The 14,203-nt window shown below is 43.8% G+C and carries 16 protein-coding genes; 3 read left to right on the top strand and 13 right to left on the bottom strand.

Going from position 1 to position 14,203, the window contains the following annotated elements:
- Positions 1–55: 55 nt before the first annotated feature.
- From frr to rpsB, 4 genes are all read right to left on the bottom strand, one after another.
- Positions 56–619: a ribosome recycling factor gene (gene frr, locus FFM77_RS01525; RefSeq protein WP_137633991.1), complete on the bottom strand. Its 564-nt coding sequence runs from the start codon at positions 617–619 to the stop codon at positions 56–58.
- 1 nt (position 620) lies between these two features.
- Complete coding sequence (gene pyrH, locus FFM77_RS01520; RefSeq protein WP_223876749.1) at positions 621–1,343, bottom strand: UMP kinase; 723 nt, start codon at positions 1,341–1,343, stop codon at positions 621–623.
- 158 nt (positions 1,344–1,501) lie between these two features.
- On the bottom strand, positions 1,502–2,380 hold the full coding sequence (gene tsf, locus FFM77_RS01515; protein WP_137633989.1) for a translation elongation factor Ts: 879 nt from the start codon (positions 2,378–2,380) through the stop codon (positions 1,502–1,504).
- A gap of 100 nt (positions 2,381–2,480) precedes the next feature.
- On the bottom strand, positions 2,481–3,287 hold the full coding sequence (rpsB, locus tag FFM77_RS01510) for a 30S ribosomal protein S2 (RefSeq protein WP_137633988.1): 807 nt from the start codon (positions 3,285–3,287) through the stop codon (positions 2,481–2,483).
- A 225-nt stretch (positions 3,288–3,512) separates the two neighbouring features.
- Here rpsB and FFM77_RS01505 point away from each other — a divergent pair, with 225 nt between their 5' ends.
- Positions 3,513–4,235 carry an HAD family hydrolase gene (locus FFM77_RS01505; RefSeq protein WP_137633987.1) on the top strand — a complete coding sequence of 241 codons (723 nt, stop codon included), beginning with the start codon at positions 3,513–3,515 and terminating at the stop codon, positions 4,233–4,235.
- A gap of 71 nt (positions 4,236–4,306) precedes the next feature.
- On the opposite strand, the gene FFM77_RS01500 is transcribed toward FFM77_RS01505, so the two are convergent.
- The 5 genes from FFM77_RS01500 to FFM77_RS01480 all read right to left on the bottom strand — a co-directional run bounded on the left by FFM77_RS01500 (position 4,307) and on the right by FFM77_RS01480 (position 10,398).
- On the bottom strand, positions 4,307–6,088 hold the full coding sequence (locus FFM77_RS01500) for an ABC transporter ATP-binding protein (RefSeq protein WP_137633986.1): 1,782 nt from the start codon (positions 6,086–6,088) through the stop codon (positions 4,307–4,309).
- Positions 6,085–7,809 carry an ABC transporter ATP-binding protein gene (locus FFM77_RS01495; protein WP_137633985.1) on the bottom strand — a complete coding sequence of 575 codons (1,725 nt, stop codon included), beginning with the start codon at positions 7,807–7,809 and terminating at the stop codon, positions 6,085–6,087. The genes FFM77_RS01500 and FFM77_RS01495 overlap by 4 nt, the downstream gene beginning before the upstream one ends.
- Before the next feature lie 491 nt (positions 7,810–8,300).
- On the bottom strand, positions 8,301–9,299 hold the full coding sequence (locus FFM77_RS01490) for a D-2-hydroxyacid dehydrogenase (protein WP_137633984.1): 999 nt from the start codon (positions 9,297–9,299) through the stop codon (positions 8,301–8,303).
- A gap of 84 nt (positions 9,300–9,383) precedes the next feature.
- Positions 9,384–9,656, bottom strand: a complete 273-nt coding sequence (locus tag FFM77_RS01485) for a GIY-YIG nuclease family protein (protein ID WP_223876748.1) — start codon at positions 9,654–9,656, stop codon at positions 9,384–9,386.
- A complete protein-coding gene (locus tag FFM77_RS01480; RefSeq protein WP_137633982.1) occupies positions 9,646–10,398 on the bottom strand; it encodes a tRNA1(Val) (adenine(37)-N6)-methyltransferase in 753 nt (250 codons plus the stop codon). The genes FFM77_RS01485 and FFM77_RS01480 overlap by 11 nt, the downstream gene beginning before the upstream one ends.
- Before the next feature lie 111 nt (positions 10,399–10,509).
- Between FFM77_RS01480 and FFM77_RS01475 the strand changes: the two genes are divergently transcribed.
- Positions 10,510–11,145 carry a lysophospholipid acyltransferase family protein gene (locus FFM77_RS01475; protein WP_137633981.1) on the top strand — a complete coding sequence of 212 codons (636 nt, stop codon included), beginning with the start codon at positions 10,510–10,512 and terminating at the stop codon, positions 11,143–11,145.
- Between the two features lie 23 nt (positions 11,146–11,168).
- Here the strand turns inward: FFM77_RS01475 and FFM77_RS01470 are convergent, their stop codons facing one another.
- Both FFM77_RS01470 and FFM77_RS01465 read right to left on the bottom strand, forming a co-directional pair.
- Complete coding sequence (locus FFM77_RS01470; protein WP_137633980.1) at positions 11,169–11,402, bottom strand: YneF family protein; 234 nt, start codon at positions 11,400–11,402, stop codon at positions 11,169–11,171.
- Positions 11,403–11,498: 96 nt separating this feature from the next.
- Positions 11,499–11,738: a DUF896 domain-containing protein gene (locus tag FFM77_RS01465; protein WP_137633979.1), complete on the bottom strand. Its 240-nt coding sequence runs from the start codon at positions 11,736–11,738 to the stop codon at positions 11,499–11,501.
- Positions 11,739–11,894: 156 nt separating this feature from the next.
- Between FFM77_RS01465 and lexA the strand changes: the two genes are divergently transcribed.
- The gene (gene lexA, locus FFM77_RS01460; protein WP_137633978.1) at positions 11,895–12,524 is read left to right on the top strand and encodes a transcriptional repressor LexA; all 630 of its coding nucleotides are present in this window, start codon (positions 11,895–11,897) and stop codon (positions 12,522–12,524) included.
- A gap of 39 nt (positions 12,525–12,563) precedes the next feature.
- On the opposite strand, the gene FFM77_RS01455 is transcribed toward lexA, so the two are convergent.
- A complete protein-coding gene (locus FFM77_RS01455) occupies positions 12,564–13,199 on the bottom strand; it encodes a DNA alkylation repair protein (RefSeq protein WP_137633977.1) in 636 nt (211 codons plus the stop codon).
- 66 nt (positions 13,200–13,265) lie between these two features.
- On the bottom strand, positions 13,266–14,159 hold the full coding sequence (locus FFM77_RS01450; RefSeq protein ID WP_137633976.1) for a GH25 family lysozyme: 894 nt from the start codon (positions 14,157–14,159) through the stop codon (positions 13,266–13,268).
- Positions 14,160–14,203 lie beyond the last annotated feature (44 nt).

Genomic DNA, 14,203 nt, shown 5'->3' with positions numbered 1-14,203 from the left:
CGTCAACAAAAAAAGGCTTGAATTTCTTCAAGCCTTAATCAAATCGCAACCCTGATTAACCTTCAAGGATTTCTTTTTCTTTGTCGGCGACAATGGCGTCAACGTCCTTGCCAGCTTGATCAGTCAACTTCTGAGTCTGGTCTTCTAATTGATGTAATTGGTCGTCAGTGAAGTCGCCATTCTTATGGCCCTTCTTCAACGCATCCATCGCATCCCGACGAACATTACGAACGGCAACTTTGCCGCGTTCGCCTTCTGCCTTAACATCTTTAGCTAATTCTTGACGGCGTTCTTCAGTTAACTGTGGAATTACTAACCGAATAGCAGTCCCATCGTTAGCGGGGCTAATCCCTAAATCTGAAGCCAAGATGGCTTTTTCAATTTCTTTTAACGCACTTTTATCAAATGGCGTTACCATTAAGACCCGTGGTTCCGGAACGGTGATTGACGCCATTTGGTTCAATGGCGTCTGCGTCCCATAATAATCCGCAGAAATCCGATTTAACAACGACGCATTGGCGCGGCCCGCCCGAATGTTACCGAGTTCGCGTTGTAAAGCGGCTTCCGCTTTTTTCATTTTAGCTTGTGCATCTTTTAAGATAGGTTCTGTCACTGCCATGTTATTTCCCCCTGACCGTTGTCCCGATATGTTCACCGGCAACAACTTTCCGAATGTTTCCTGGTTGATTTAAATTGAAGACAACGACTGGAATATCATTATCCATTGATAATGAACTAGCCGTGGTATCCATTACTTGTAACCCTTTGTTAATAATATCTAAGTGTGTTAACTCATCGAACTTAACAGCATTGGCATCTTTGTTAGGATCAGCAGAATAAACCCCGTCAACCCCATTTTTAGCCATTAAGATTGCATCCGCATTGATTTCAGCAGCGCGCAAAGCAGCCGTAGTATCCGTTGAGAAGTACGGACTACCCGTCCCACCAGCGAAAATCACAATCCGACGTTTTTCCAAATGGCGCATGGCCTTCCGCCGAATATAAGGTTCAGCGATTTGCCGCATTTCAATTGAGGTTTGGACCCGGGTCGGGACACCGATTGATTCCAAGTTATCTTGGAGTGCCAAAGCGTTCATAATCGTTGCTAACATCCCGATGTAATCCGCTTGGGCACGTTCCATCCCCATTTGGGCACCGGCTTCGCCACGCCACATGTTGCCACCGCCAACGACAATGGCAATTTGAACACCCATGTCATAGACATCCTTTAATTCTTCAGCGACTGTTTTAATAACTGGTGGATTGATACCAAATCCCTTTTCACCAGCTAAGGCTTCGCCACTCAATTTTAGGATCACACGCTTATATTTAACTTCCGACATCGTTTCGTCCTCCTCAAGATTATCTGTCTTCATTTTACCATAATATTTATAGGCATTTAGTGCAAAGGCTTGATTCTTACTTAAAAACCAACATTTTGCCGCAAAAAAAGAGGGATTAGGGCAAGCATGTCCCAATCCCTCCACATTAAGGCGACTAATTAGTCTTTAATTTGACTCATAATTTCATCAACGAAATTACCAGTTTGCTTTTCGATCCCTTCGCCAACTTCAAAGCGGACAAAAGTATTAACCTTGCCACCCTTTGATTGAACGTAATGATCAACGGTTTGGTCAGAATCCTTAACGAATTCTTGATCATCCAAACTGATTTCAGCCAACCACTTGTTTAAACGGCCTTCAACCATCTTTTCGATGATCTTTTCAGGCTTGCCTTCGTTTTGAGCTTCTTTAACCAAGACTTCTTTTTCATGAGCCAACGTGTCAGCAGGCACTTGTTCCCGTGAAACGTATTCTGGGTTAATGGCAGCAACGTGCATTGCAACGTCTTTAGCCGTAGCTTCATCAGCGCCATCCAATACAACTAAGGCGCCAATTTGGCCACCGTTGTGGATGTATGAGCCAAAGTTTTGGTCAGCTGACTTTTCGATCACTTTGAAACGACGTAAGCTGATCTTTTCACCAGTAACTTGTGTCGTGGCAATAATGTCATCGTTAACGGTCCCTTTGTCAGATTTCAAGGCTAAGGCAGCTTCAACTGATTCAGGTGCTTCATCAGCAATCTTATCAGCGATTTCAGCAATTAAAGCTTTGAATGGATCACTAGAAGCAACGAAGTCGGTTTCAGAGTTAACTTCCACGATTGCAGCATGGTCGCCTTTAATTGCAACAGCAGCCATCCCTTCAGCGGCAACCCGGCCACTCTTCTTTTCAGCTTTAGCAACACCTTTTTCGCGTAAAACGTCAACGGCTTTTTCCATGTCGCCTTCAGTTTCAACTAACGCCTTTTTCGCGTCCATCATACCAACACCGGTCTTGTCACGGAGTTCTTTAACTTGTGCTGCAGAAATCTTTGCCATAGTTTACTCTCCTTTGAGCATGTTTATTTTTTGATAAAAGGCTGCCCTCAAAATCAGGCCGATGAGGTCCGCGATTTTTAAGACAGCCTAATTATTTCAATTATTTATTGTCAGACTTAGTATCATTGTCGCCTTCAACAGCTTCAACGATGTCTTCTAAAGAGTCAACTGACTTCTTAGCGTCCTTGTTACCTTTGAATGAAGCTTCAGTAACATCTTCGTCTTCGCCTTGACGGCCTTCAATGACAGCGTCAGCCATCTTAGAAGTGATCAAACGAACGGCACGGATAGCGTCATCGTTTGAAGGAATGATAACATCAATGTCATCAGGATCAGTGTTCGTATCAACCATTGCGACGATCGGAATGTTCAACTTTTGAGCTTCCTTAACCGCAATTTGTTCCTTACGAGGGTCAACGATGAAGATAACATCTGGGATGCGAGGCATATCTTCAATCCCACCCAAGAATTTTTCAAGCTTAGCACGTTGCTTGATTAATAATGAAACTTCCTTCTTAGGTAAACGATCAAAGGTACCGTCTTCTTCCATCTTCTTCAAATCTTTAAGACGTTTGATCCGAGTTTGGATGGTGTTCCAGTTAGTCAAAGTCCCACCTAACCAACGATGGTTAACGAAGTATTGACCGGCACGAGTTGCTTCTTCTTCGATTGAATCTTGGGCTTGTTTCTTAGTCCCAACAAACAAGATAACGCCATCATCAGCAGCGGCATCCTTAACAAAGTTATAAGCAGAATCGATCATCTTGACCGTCTTTTGTAAGTCAATGATGTAAATACCGTTACGTTCCGTAAAGATGTATGGTTTCATCTTTGGGTTCCAACGACGAGTTTGGTGACCGAAATGGACACCGGCTTCAAGCAATTGTTTCATAGAAATAACAGCCATAATATATGTTGCCTCCAAAAAATTAGTTTTGATCCTCCTCGCAGCTCCCTTGACGTCAGGACTCAATGAGCACCACTGATATCATCACCACGAGTGTGAATTGGTGCTTTAGCACCGAAAATTAGTATACCGAAGATTGGCGGTGCTTGCAAGAATTTTCATCAGGAATTTGTGATTTTTAAATTGTATGCTAAAATATCTTTCGCATAGGAGGCTCAATTTAAAATGATTAAAGCCATCATTTTTGATGTAGATGATACGCTCTACGATCAAAAATCACCATTCAGTAAAGCCTTGAGTCAGATGACTCAGTTACACTTGACGCCGACTGAATTGGCTAACGTTTTTAACCGTTTTCGTGATTTTACCGACCAAAATTTCCATCAAGTAACGGCTAAGGAGCTTAGTCTAGAAGCTTGGCAGACCGCCCGATTACGGCATACTTTGGCGACATTACTCACGGAGACCATCACCACCGATTGGGCAATCCAATTCGAACTAGCCTACCATCAGGCCTTAGCTAAAATCGAGTTATTTCCGGGACTCGCTCCCGTCCTCGAAAAATTAAGTCATTGTTTTAAAATCGGGATTATTACCAACGGCCCGGCAGCTATTCAACGAAAAAAGTTGCACCAGTTGCAGATTGAGCGCTATGTGCATCCAGATGATATTTTTATTTCGGATGAAATTGCACTCGCAAAACCTGATCCCTCAATTTTTACAACTTGGGCACATCAAGCTGGTATCAAAGCTAATCAAGCAGCTTATATCGGTGACAATGCGACTTTAGACATTACCAGTGCCAAGCATGCTGGTTGGCAAACGTTTTGGTTCAACCATCGCCAGGCTCAACAAATTCAGCCAGCCGTCATCCCGGATCAAATCGTGGAGACGCCGGCCGAAATGCGTGAATTGCTTACGGCCCTGATTCAAGCAGCGCCAGTTTAAGCTTACAAATTAAAAAGACAGTTGCCAATATTCAGTTAATGGCAACTGTCTTTTTATAACCCTTAAACCAACTAGTCAAAGACCATCTGATTACGATACAGCTCCGCATAAAAACCATTTTCAGCCAATAGTGCTTCGTGACTGCCCTGCTCAATAATTGCCCCATCTTTCAGCACAACGATTTTATCAGCGTTCAAAATCGTCTTCAAGCGATGCGCGATGACAAAGCTGGTCCGACCTTGAATCACATTATCCATGGCTGCTTGAATCTTAGCTTCCGTCACCGTATCCACGTTAGACGTTGCTTCGTCTAAAATTAACAGTCGTGGATTTGTTAAAATCGTTCTAGCAATCGACATCAGTTGCTTCTGACCAGCCGAGAAAATACTCTGTTCATCAGAAACTTGCGTCGCGTATTTCTCCGGCAAGCTTTCAATAAAGTCATGAATATTGGCCTGTTTAGCAGCAGCAATCACACGATCCATGCTCGCTTCCGGCTGACCATAACGAATGTTGTCCGCAATCGTGCCCGTAAATAATTGAGGCTCTTGTAAGACAATCCCAACATTTTGGCGTAACGCCTTTAAATCAAACGTCCGAATATCAACCCCATCAAACGTAATCTGACCACTGTCCACGTCGTAAAACCGATTCAATAAATTCATCACGGTCGTCTTCCCAGAACCGGTCGGCCCCACTAATGCGACCATTTCACCACGCTGCACATTGATCGTAATGCCATGTAAAATTTCTTTACCCGGCAAATAGCTGAAATGCACGTCATCAATCTTCAATTCGCGTTGAATGCCATCTGGACGGCCGCCATCGACTGGATTCACTTCATCCGGTTGATCACGGACTTCATCAATCCGCCGCGCCCCCGTAATCGCCAACTGAATCATGCTGTACAGACTCGTTAACGACATGATTGGTTGATAATATTGTTGGGCATAGTTCACAAACACAACCACTAACGCTAAGGCTGCCCCTTTTGACAAACTACCGTTTAAGGCCAACCAGGAACCGAAAAAGATCACAATCGCCGTATTTAGTAAGGACATCCCCTGCATTAAAGGATTCAAAATACCTGACCAGATTTGACCAGTCAATGCCGATTGACGTACTCGCTGATTGTATTTATCAAAGCCGCGCTTAGAATCCTGCTGTAAGCCATTCGTAATTAAAACCTTTTGACCCGTGATTTGTTCATTGATATAGCCATTCAATTGACCAATATCATCTTGTTGCTGATTAACTGCCGTACCGGCTTTACGCATCACCAAGGCGGCAATAATCAATGCTACTGGCGTTGAAGCCATTGTGACCCATGCCATCGTCACATTTTGATTGAACATCACAATTAGGATACCAACAAATTGGGCAACGGCCAGCAAAACTTCCATTAGCGCCTGATTCATGGCATTAAAGATATTATCCAAATCGGACGTAAACCGTGCTAAAATGTCGCCATCACTATGGGTATCAAAATACTTAACCCGCATCCGTTGCATCTTTCGGAATAGGCCGACGCGCATTGTCCCCGTTGAATGAGCAGTAACACGTGCCAGGATCAAACCGGCCATAAAAATCGTCGCTGCATCGCCAACATATAAGAGGACATAAATAACCAACGTATGATTGAACGTCCCTAAACTGGCTTGAGCCCGCGTAGCCGGATTCAACCACTGATCTAGATAGGTGGTCAACGCTTCAACTGCTCGGCCTAAGTAGGTCGGTGCCACCACGATACACCAAGTCGAAATACCGATTAGCACGGCACTTAAAATAAAGCCCCGCCAATATTTTTTCAAATAATGCCAGTAGTATTTTCCCGCATTTCGTAAATCACTCATTTGACCGCCTCCTCGCGCGCTTTTTGCGTTTGATAAATGGCTTGATAGATCGGATTACTTTGCAACAATTGCTGATGCGTACCGCTACCACTAATCCGACCAGCATCTAGAACCAAGATCTGGTCAGCCCGAATAATTGAGGCGATCTTTTCCGCAATCACGACCGTTGTTGTTGATTTCAAATCGCGATCCATAGCTTCTTGAACCAACTTTTCCGAACGAGCATCTAACGCTGAAGTCGCGTCATCTAAAATCAATATTTCGGGATTGGCAATAATACCACGCGTAATCGCTAGCCGTTGCTTTTGTCCACCCGAAAAGTTTTGTGATCGCTCTTCAACTGGTGCATCATACGTTTGTGGCAAGCGTTCAATAAACTCGGATGCTTGGGCCACATTAGCAGCCCATTGCATATGACTGACCTGCGCATCTGGCCGTACCTGCTTTAAATTGCCAGCAATCGTCCCCGAAAATAACGTGGAACGTTGGAGTACATAAGCCACGGTCGCCCGCAACCTTTTTTCAGGAATTTGACGAACATCGACGCCACCAATCATAATGTGTCCACTGTCAGGATCATATAAGCGGGCAATCAGTTGGGCCAACGTCGTCTTGCCAGACCCAGTAGCGCCAACAATCCCCAACATCGCGCCGGCCGTCGTTTTAAAGCTAATGTCTCTTAACGTTGGCTGAGTATCACCTGGATACGTGAAAGTCACGTGATCAAAGGTAATCTCCCCGGTCAGTGGTGTCTCATCTTCACTGGCGACATAGGTCATACTTGGCTGAGTGACTAGCACTTCACTAATCCGGCCAATTGAAATAAAAGCCCGCGACGCAAACGTCATCAAAAAGCCACCGTTAATGACTGCATATAAAATCTGCATCAAATAAGCGACGAAACTAGTAATTGCCGCTAAATAAGCTGGATGAGCCGTGATATTTTGACCAACTAAATAAACAGCAACACCCACAGCCAAGTTGGCAGTTAGGAAGAAAATTGGCATCAAAATTGAAAACCAATACCCAATCTTAGCCGTCACTGCGGTCAATTGATCAGACGCCTGTGAGAACTTGCTGATTTCGTTTGTTTCTTGTACGAACGATTTCACCACACGGATGCCCATTAAGTTCTCCCGGGTCACCGTATTCACATTTTCAATATCTTGCTGCGTTTCCGCAAAATAGGTGGTCATCCGTCGAACGGCAACCCAAGATGCTAGCAAAATCACCAACATCATGACTAGAATAACCCACCATTGTTCTGGCATCGTCACAATAGCCAGGATTAACGCCCCAATAAATAGTAACGGAACCCGAGTGATCTGTTGAAAGGCTGCCATCACAATTTGCTGGACTTGATTAATATCATTCGTCATGCGAACCACCAAGTTGGACGCCGAAAAAGTCTCAACATCGGCGTACGCAAAAGATTGGATTTTAGCATACATATCCGCGCGCAGATCAGTCGCTACCCCTAACGCCACCCGGGCAGAATAAATCGTATTAATCACACCGCCAGCAATGCCAAGAACGGCTAATCCTAATAGTAGGATTCCCTCTCGCAACACCGTTTGCTGGTCATTTTTAATAATGGCCGTCATCACGACTTGTAACAATCTCGGCTGCCAAAGCGTGGCAAAGACTAAAACAAGCACAGATAACAGCGCAATACTCACGTCGACATGATACCGTTTGAAATAAGGCATCAATATTTTCATCTTGCATTCCTCCTCCGAGTATTCTAAATAAATACGCCTGGTACTAGTTGAAATTGCTGCCTGCCAGTTGGTTCCTAAAATGCTGGACTGAAAGTAATCAAGCGTTAATTTCTTAATATCCGTTAATTAACGTCGGACCAACCAGAGTGGCAATTTAAGCCAACTAGCACCAAACTCATAAATAAATCAATTGTGGTTCCTTTAGACTGAATGTAAAGCCCACCTGTTGTTGCTAGCTAGTTGACATCGATTTATTTATCTGCGATGACGTCTAGGTTAGTTATTTGGACTACCTAAACAACACTGTTACCAGCGTACCTGAAATCAGCGCTTTCGACAATTAATAGCTAACCGTTTCGACTAATAAATGATTGTAATATTGATAGATCGACATAAACCAATTAATACCCAATCGGCACCCAACGACTGAAAAGATAAAAAAACACGCCAATCCGAAGATTAGCGTGTTCCTTATTTAAACTCAGGAGAAATTAGTCAAACTTAACTTGGGTGTCAGCTTTACCAGTTTCGATGAATTGTTTGTTGTTGTCCATTGAGACATGCACCATGTTGTGAACAGCTGTTTCCGTGTAGAAAGCAGTATGTGGTGTAATCAAAACGTTGTCGCGGTTGAACAAGTTCATGAAGACCTTGTCATCAATCGTTTGACCTTCAAGATCCTTGTTGAAGATCTTAGTTTCGTATTCATAAGTGTCAAGAGCAGCACCGGCAACTTTGCCGCTGTCTAAAGCCTTGATCAAGTCTTCTGAATCGATAAGGGTCCCACGGGCAAAGTTCAAGATGTAAGCGCCATCCTTCATCTTGCTGAAGGCGTCAGCGTTTAACATATGATAGTTGTCCTTCAAAGCAGGAACGTGTAACGTGATAACATCAGCTTGGGCGTATAATTCATCCAAGCTATCAACGTACATACCTTCTTTTTCAAGTTCAGCATTACGGTAAACATCGTAACCGATAACCTTAGCACCGAAACCTTTGAAGATGTCGATAGCAGCACGGCCAATACGACCAGTACCGATAACACCAACAGTCATGGTGTTCAATTCCTTGGCAATATCTGGTGCCCAACGGAAGTCTTGCTTAGCTAACTTCTTGTTGAACTTAGGTGTTTGACGTAACAATTGCATCAATTGGGTTACTGATAATTCAGCAATCGCATTTGGTGAGTATGCAGGTACGTTGGAAATGTTCAATCCACGTTCCTTAACAGTTGGGACGTCAACATTGTCGACACCAACGTTACGAAGCGAAATGTTCTTAACGCCTTCGTCAGCTAATTTGTTTAAAACAGCAGCGGTGTAATCCTTTTGTTGGTATACATCGGCACCGTCAAAACCCTTAGCCAATTCGGCAGTCTTTTCGTCAAGTAGTTCGGGAACTAACTTAACTTCAACATCGGGATGTTCTTCCATCCAAGTCTTGAAGAATGGACGTTCGTCATCACGTACAGCATATGCAATAATTTTCATTACAGAAATTCCTCCTATATATTGATACATAGAATATTATAACAGTAAATGTCAGAAATAGAATGACTATTTATGAAAACTTCTTTAAATTTTTACATCATGGGCTGCCAGATATTTTAATTTTGCAGCGCGAGGCTGATGTTTAAAGGCATACTCCGCTTTTAGTGCCGCTGACTTATTTGAAAAAGTTTCATGATAAATCATTTTCAATGGTCGGCGTGACCTAGGTCGCGTATACTTGGCCCCTTTACCAGCATTATGGGTTGCCAGCCGGCGTTCTAAATCATCTGTAAAGCCCCCATATAACGTCTGATCCGCGCATAAGAGCACATAAAAATAGTAAGGTTTAGTTGCCATAGAGTAGCTGGTGCACCTCTTCTCCATAAGTGCCATCTGCTTGATACACGACGACTGGTGGCATGATTCGGACCCCATTTGGCCGGCCGTCTTTGATCATTTCAATCAAAACCATGTTGGCTTCGCGATCGGCTTTCGGATGGACGAATCGTAGCCGCTTGGGGGCTAAACGGTGAGCACGCATTGCCGCAAATAAATCATCTAAACGTTCTGGTCGATGAACAAAATAAGCTTTACCGTTCATTTTCAACAAGTCACTTGTCACTGCCAAAATCTGATCCAAATTCGCCGAAATCTCATGTCGAGCAATCGCTAAATGTGGATTTGGATTCTTTTGACTGGTGGGCTGATCCTTAAAATACGGCGGATTACATAAGACCACATCCACTGAATCTTTTGGAATCGTGGTTGTCACCGTCAGTAAGTCTTGATTTAAGACTGACAGACGCCCGGTTAAGTCGTTCAGTTGGATACTCCGTTGTGCCATATCTGCCAACCGGGGTTGAATCTCAACTTCAATGATAGTCCCCCGCGTTTGGGCACTGACGAATAAGCCAACCGCACCATTACCCGCACATAGGTCAACTGTTTTGGTTTTAGCTGCTTTGGGGACCGCCGCAAACGCTCCCAGTAGCACCGCATCGAGTGAGAAAGAAAACACGGTGGCACTTTGAATAATTTGAATCTCTTTACTATATAATTGATCAATCCGTTCATCCGGATGCAAGTCGACCGTTGCCATCGAACCCCGCCTTTCAAAAAAACTCATTGTTAGCTTACCACAAATTACTTGCAGGACGTTCAAAATTTCGTCATACTATGGGCAGTACTCAATCGAAAGGAAGTTTGCGCGATGTTTTATTCATTCATGCGCGGCCTGGTACGGCTAATCATTGGTCTGATCAATGGCAAGCCTCGCTACCAGGGACGCGATAATCTACCGCAAGGTGCCTACATTCTTGTTGGGCCACACCGGACTTGGTTTGATCCGCTGTTATATGCCTTAGCCGGTAGTCCCATGCCCTTTAGCTTTATGGCTAAAGAAGAGTTATTCAAAAATCCGGTATTACGCTTCATCTTAGTGCATGCCAATGCCTTTCCGGTGAATCGGAATCATCCCGGGCCATCTGCCATCAAGACGCCCGTCAAATTCTTACGGAGTGGTAAATTCTCGTTGATCATGTTTCCTTCTGGGACACGGCATTCACAAGAACTTAAGGGTGGCGCCACAGTGATTGCTAAAATGGCTGGGGTTCCCTTAATTCCGACCGTTTATCAAGGCCCACTGACCTTTAAACGACTATTCACACGCCAACAGATTACAGTCCGTTTCGGCAAACCAATCTACATTGACCGCAAGCTAAAGTTAGACGATGCTGGTCAAAAACAAATTGAAACCAAGATGCTGACGGCCTTTGACGATTTGGATCAACAAATTGATCCAAGCTTCCATTATGTTGATCCGGCCACAAAAAAACACGCCAACTAAGGGCGTGTTTTTTATTAACTCGTTTACTTTTCGTTACGAGCAGAAGCTTTCATCGAATTCAACATTTGATGAAGCTTCTTTTCGGATGGGCGTTGACCCATTTGCATCATCATTGTGCGTAACATTTCTTCGCTAATCGGTGGGTTTTGCTTGAGGTAACTTTGCATGTAGTGCCGAGCACCAAAGAAGCCACCAGTCAAGCCAACCAACACGCCGACAACGACGATTAAAATCCAAATACCAGTTGACACAGTCATTCCCCTCCCTTAAACAGTCTTCATTAAACTAGTCTACACAACTTAATTCTAAAAGAAAAGGAAAATTTACGTTTTCGCAAATTTTCCTAGCACGGTTTAATCATCACGTAAGCCGCGATCACGTTGGACTTGGCGTACTTTTTCTGGGGTAACTTCCTTACCCTCTTTATCGTAGACTTGCAACATTTCCACTTGTTGACGAAAGCCTGCGCGAAATTCTTTTAAATACTTCGCCCGTAAATCCTTACGTTCGATTTTTTCCAATTCAGTTAGCCCTTCAGATTTGGCCTTTTTAGCCAATTCATTAATGCGGCCAATGAGTTCTTTTGAAATCAAATTCGCTCACTCCTTTCAAAAGCAAGAATAGAATACCTGATTTCCGAACATAAATCAAAAAAAATGTTTTGTCAACCGAACGCTTGTTTGAAAATTAGTAACGCCTATGCTACAATTAAGCTACCAATTAATGAAAACTAAAAATGAGGTGCCAAGATGAGTAAAACATCGGAAAGCAAACAAATGGCCGTTCTGCGTTTTATTTATGATCGAGTCAATGAAAAAGGATACCCGCCAACCGTTCGTGAAATCGGCGAAGCGGTTAACTTGTCTTCAACTTCAACGGTGCACGGACACATGGCGCGGCTGGAGAAAAAGGGGTTACTAGAAAAAGACCCCACTAAGCCACGGGCCATTGAAGTCACCGCAGCCGGTTACGAGGCGCTGGGCGTTGAAATCAATCCCCACCAGATTCCAGTTTTAGGAACGGTTACCGCTGGACAACCAATTTTAGCGGTCCAAGAAGCAACCGACTACTTCCCAATGCCTAAAGAACTAGAAACGTTCGGCAGTGACTTATTCATGCTAACGATTCGTGGCGAAAGTATGATCAACATCGGGATTATGGATGGTGACCAAGTGATCGTTCGCCGGCAATCGTTCGCTGATAACGGTGATATCATCATCGCCATGACTGATGAAAACGAAGCCACATGTAAACGATTCTTCAAAGAAGCCGACCACTACCGGTTACAACCAGAAAATGATACGATGGCTCCAATTATTTTAACTAACGTTTCTGTTCTAGGTAAAGTTGTTGGTCTCTATCGTGACATGCTCTATTAAGCAAAAAAAACGCTGATCATGATGATCGGCGTTTTTTTGTTACAAATATTTGCTGGCTTCGCGCCGAGCCAAAGCTGATAATTGGTGACTTTGCAGAAAGTCACGGACCCAAGCGGGTTCAACTTTACCATAATCACGTAATGCCCAACCGATGGCTTTTTGAATAAAGAATTCCTCATCCGCCAAATTAGTAGTAATTGCTTGTGTTAAATAAGTGCGGTTGGTCGCCGCCTTTTGAGTCAACTGTAACGTAATCCCCACGCGGCGCAACCACATGTCCTCGGCTGTTAGATATGCTGGTCCGAGGGTCGCTAATGCTTGGTGTTGCCAAATATAAGTAGCTAAGACTTTACGCCACGCATCAACGCTATCCCACCATGCTTTAACCGTCACTTGTTGTTGACACCATTGATACTGTTCAAAGGTCAACCGACGGACATTGGCCAAAGCCAAGTCAACTGCAACATATTGATACTCACGTTCCGGCTGCTCATAGTAAAACTGTAGCCAAGTTGAGAGTTCAGCCGACGTTAACTGCCGACTGGCCTTGATCACAGGTCGTGTCAATTGTCGCCGTTCACTCGTTTTAACGCCTAAAAAATCAAATTGGTTACGCATATAGGCTGCCATCGCCGCCTGATTAGCTTCATGTGGCTTTAAAAATCGCTTTGGCATTTTGCTTTCATCTCACTCCTCAAAAAAAGACGGTCCGCAAGTACCAGACCGTCTGATTAATGTGATTTAATCTGTCACAACATAAGTTTTGTTGGCTGTAATAAAGTTACCGTTGTCAAGAACGAAACGATAAGCACCACCGGCTGATTTTTGAACACCTGTGACTTTTAACGTTTGGTTCTTACCGTAGCTAGTCCCAGTCTTTGTCTTGAAGTTTACATCACTGTAACCACGAACCTTTTTCAACGTCTTAATTTGGCTGCTAGCTGGCGCGGTATGATAATATTTCGTCGTCTTACCTTTAATCCAGCTATTGACCGCTGACGAATCCAAAATCTTGTTCATGTCAACATTACCGCTAATGCCACTCACCCGACCAGTCGCAGAATATTGCCAAAGATCAGCGCTCAACTTAGGCTTGGCGGAATAGTTCGCAATCCAAGTGCCATCAAACTTGCTGGTCTCAAATTTTACTGTGCTGGCAAACCATTCACCAGAGTATAAGATCAACTTTTTATTGGTTAACTTACGCATTTCAGTGACCCAAGCCGTCGCATACTTACGTTCGGCTGCACTTGAAACCCCACTCATATGCTTTTCGTCATCTAAAACAAAGAATTTAGCTTTTGAGTTACTACGGCTATAGAATTGCCGTGCTTCAGTTTGGGCGTCTTTAACACTCGTAAATTCCGCAAAGGCGTATTGGCCAAATGGCACACCGTGTTTTGCAGCCCCATTGGCATTCACATTCCGTTTAGTATCAATCGTTTCACCACCATGTTGAACGCGGATGATGGCCATCTTCGTAACTTTAGCCGTTTTGGCCCAATTAATATTACCTTGATATTGTGAGACATCGATAACTTTATTAGCACTGGCAAAAGCACTGGTACTAATCCCCAACGCAATCAATCCACTAATACCGGCAATAATTAGGCGACCTAACTTTCCTTTTTTCATGAACACACTCCTATTTTTAATGATTAACCCGATTATACAACGTC

The sequence above is a fragment of the Lactiplantibacillus songbeiensis genome (assembly GCF_005405125.1).
Classification (GTDB): domain Bacteria; phylum Bacillota; class Bacilli; order Lactobacillales; family Lactobacillaceae; genus Lactiplantibacillus; species Lactiplantibacillus songbeiensis.
Note: the sequence above shows the minus strand (reverse complement) of the source record. Positions and strands in the feature narration are given on the sequence as shown.

Bases quoted from the DNA above. Each gene is read 5' to 3' on its own strand.
- rpsB (WP_137633988.1), bottom strand. From the start codon at position 3,287: ATGGCTGTTATTTCTATGAAACAATTGCTTGAAGCCGGTGTCCATTTC.
- FFM77_RS01475 (WP_137633981.1), top strand. From the start codon at position 10,510: ATGTTTTATTCATTCATGCGCGGCCTGGTACGGCTAATCATTGGTCTG.
- tsf (WP_137633989.1), bottom strand. From the start codon at position 2,380: ATGGCAAAGATTTCTGCAGCACAAGTTAAAGAACTCCGTGACAAGACC.
- FFM77_RS01450 (WP_137633976.1), bottom strand. From the start codon at position 14,159: ATGAAAAAAGGAAAGTTAGGTCGCCTAATTATTGCCGGTATTAGTGGA.
- FFM77_RS01495 (WP_137633985.1), bottom strand. From the start codon at position 7,809: ATGAAAATATTGATGCCTTATTTCAAACGGTATCATGTCGACGTGAGT.
- FFM77_RS01470 (WP_137633980.1), bottom strand. From the start codon at position 11,402: ATGACTGTGTCAACTGGTATTTGGATTTTAATCGTCGTTGTCGGCGTG.
- FFM77_RS01505 (WP_137633987.1), top strand. From the start codon at position 3,513: ATGATTAAAGCCATCATTTTTGATGTAGATGATACGCTCTACGATCAA.
- FFM77_RS01455 (WP_137633977.1), bottom strand. From the start codon at position 13,199: ATGCCAAAGCGATTTTTAAAGCCACATGAAGCTAATCAGGCGGCGATG.
- pyrH (WP_223876749.1), bottom strand. From the start codon at position 1,343: ATGTCGGAAGTTAAATATAAGCGTGTGATCCTAAAATTGAGTGGCGAA.
- FFM77_RS01490 (WP_137633984.1), bottom strand. From the start codon at position 9,299: ATGAAAATTATTGCATATGCTGTACGTGATGACGAACGTCCATTCTTC.
- lexA (WP_137633978.1), top strand. From the start codon at position 11,895: ATGAGTAAAACATCGGAAAGCAAACAAATGGCCGTTCTGCGTTTTATT.
- FFM77_RS01485 (WP_223876748.1), bottom strand. From the start codon at position 9,656: ATGGCAACTAAACCTTACTATTTTTATGTGCTCTTATGCGCGGATCAG.
- FFM77_RS01480 (WP_137633982.1), bottom strand. From the start codon at position 10,398: ATGGCAACGGTCGACTTGCATCCGGATGAACGGATTGATCAATTATAT.
- FFM77_RS01500 (WP_137633986.1), bottom strand. From the start codon at position 6,088: ATGAGTGATTTACGAAATGCGGGAAAATACTACTGGCATTATTTGAAA.
- frr (WP_137633991.1), bottom strand. From the start codon at position 619: ATGGCAGTGACAGAACCTATCTTAAAAGATGCACAAGCTAAAATGAAA.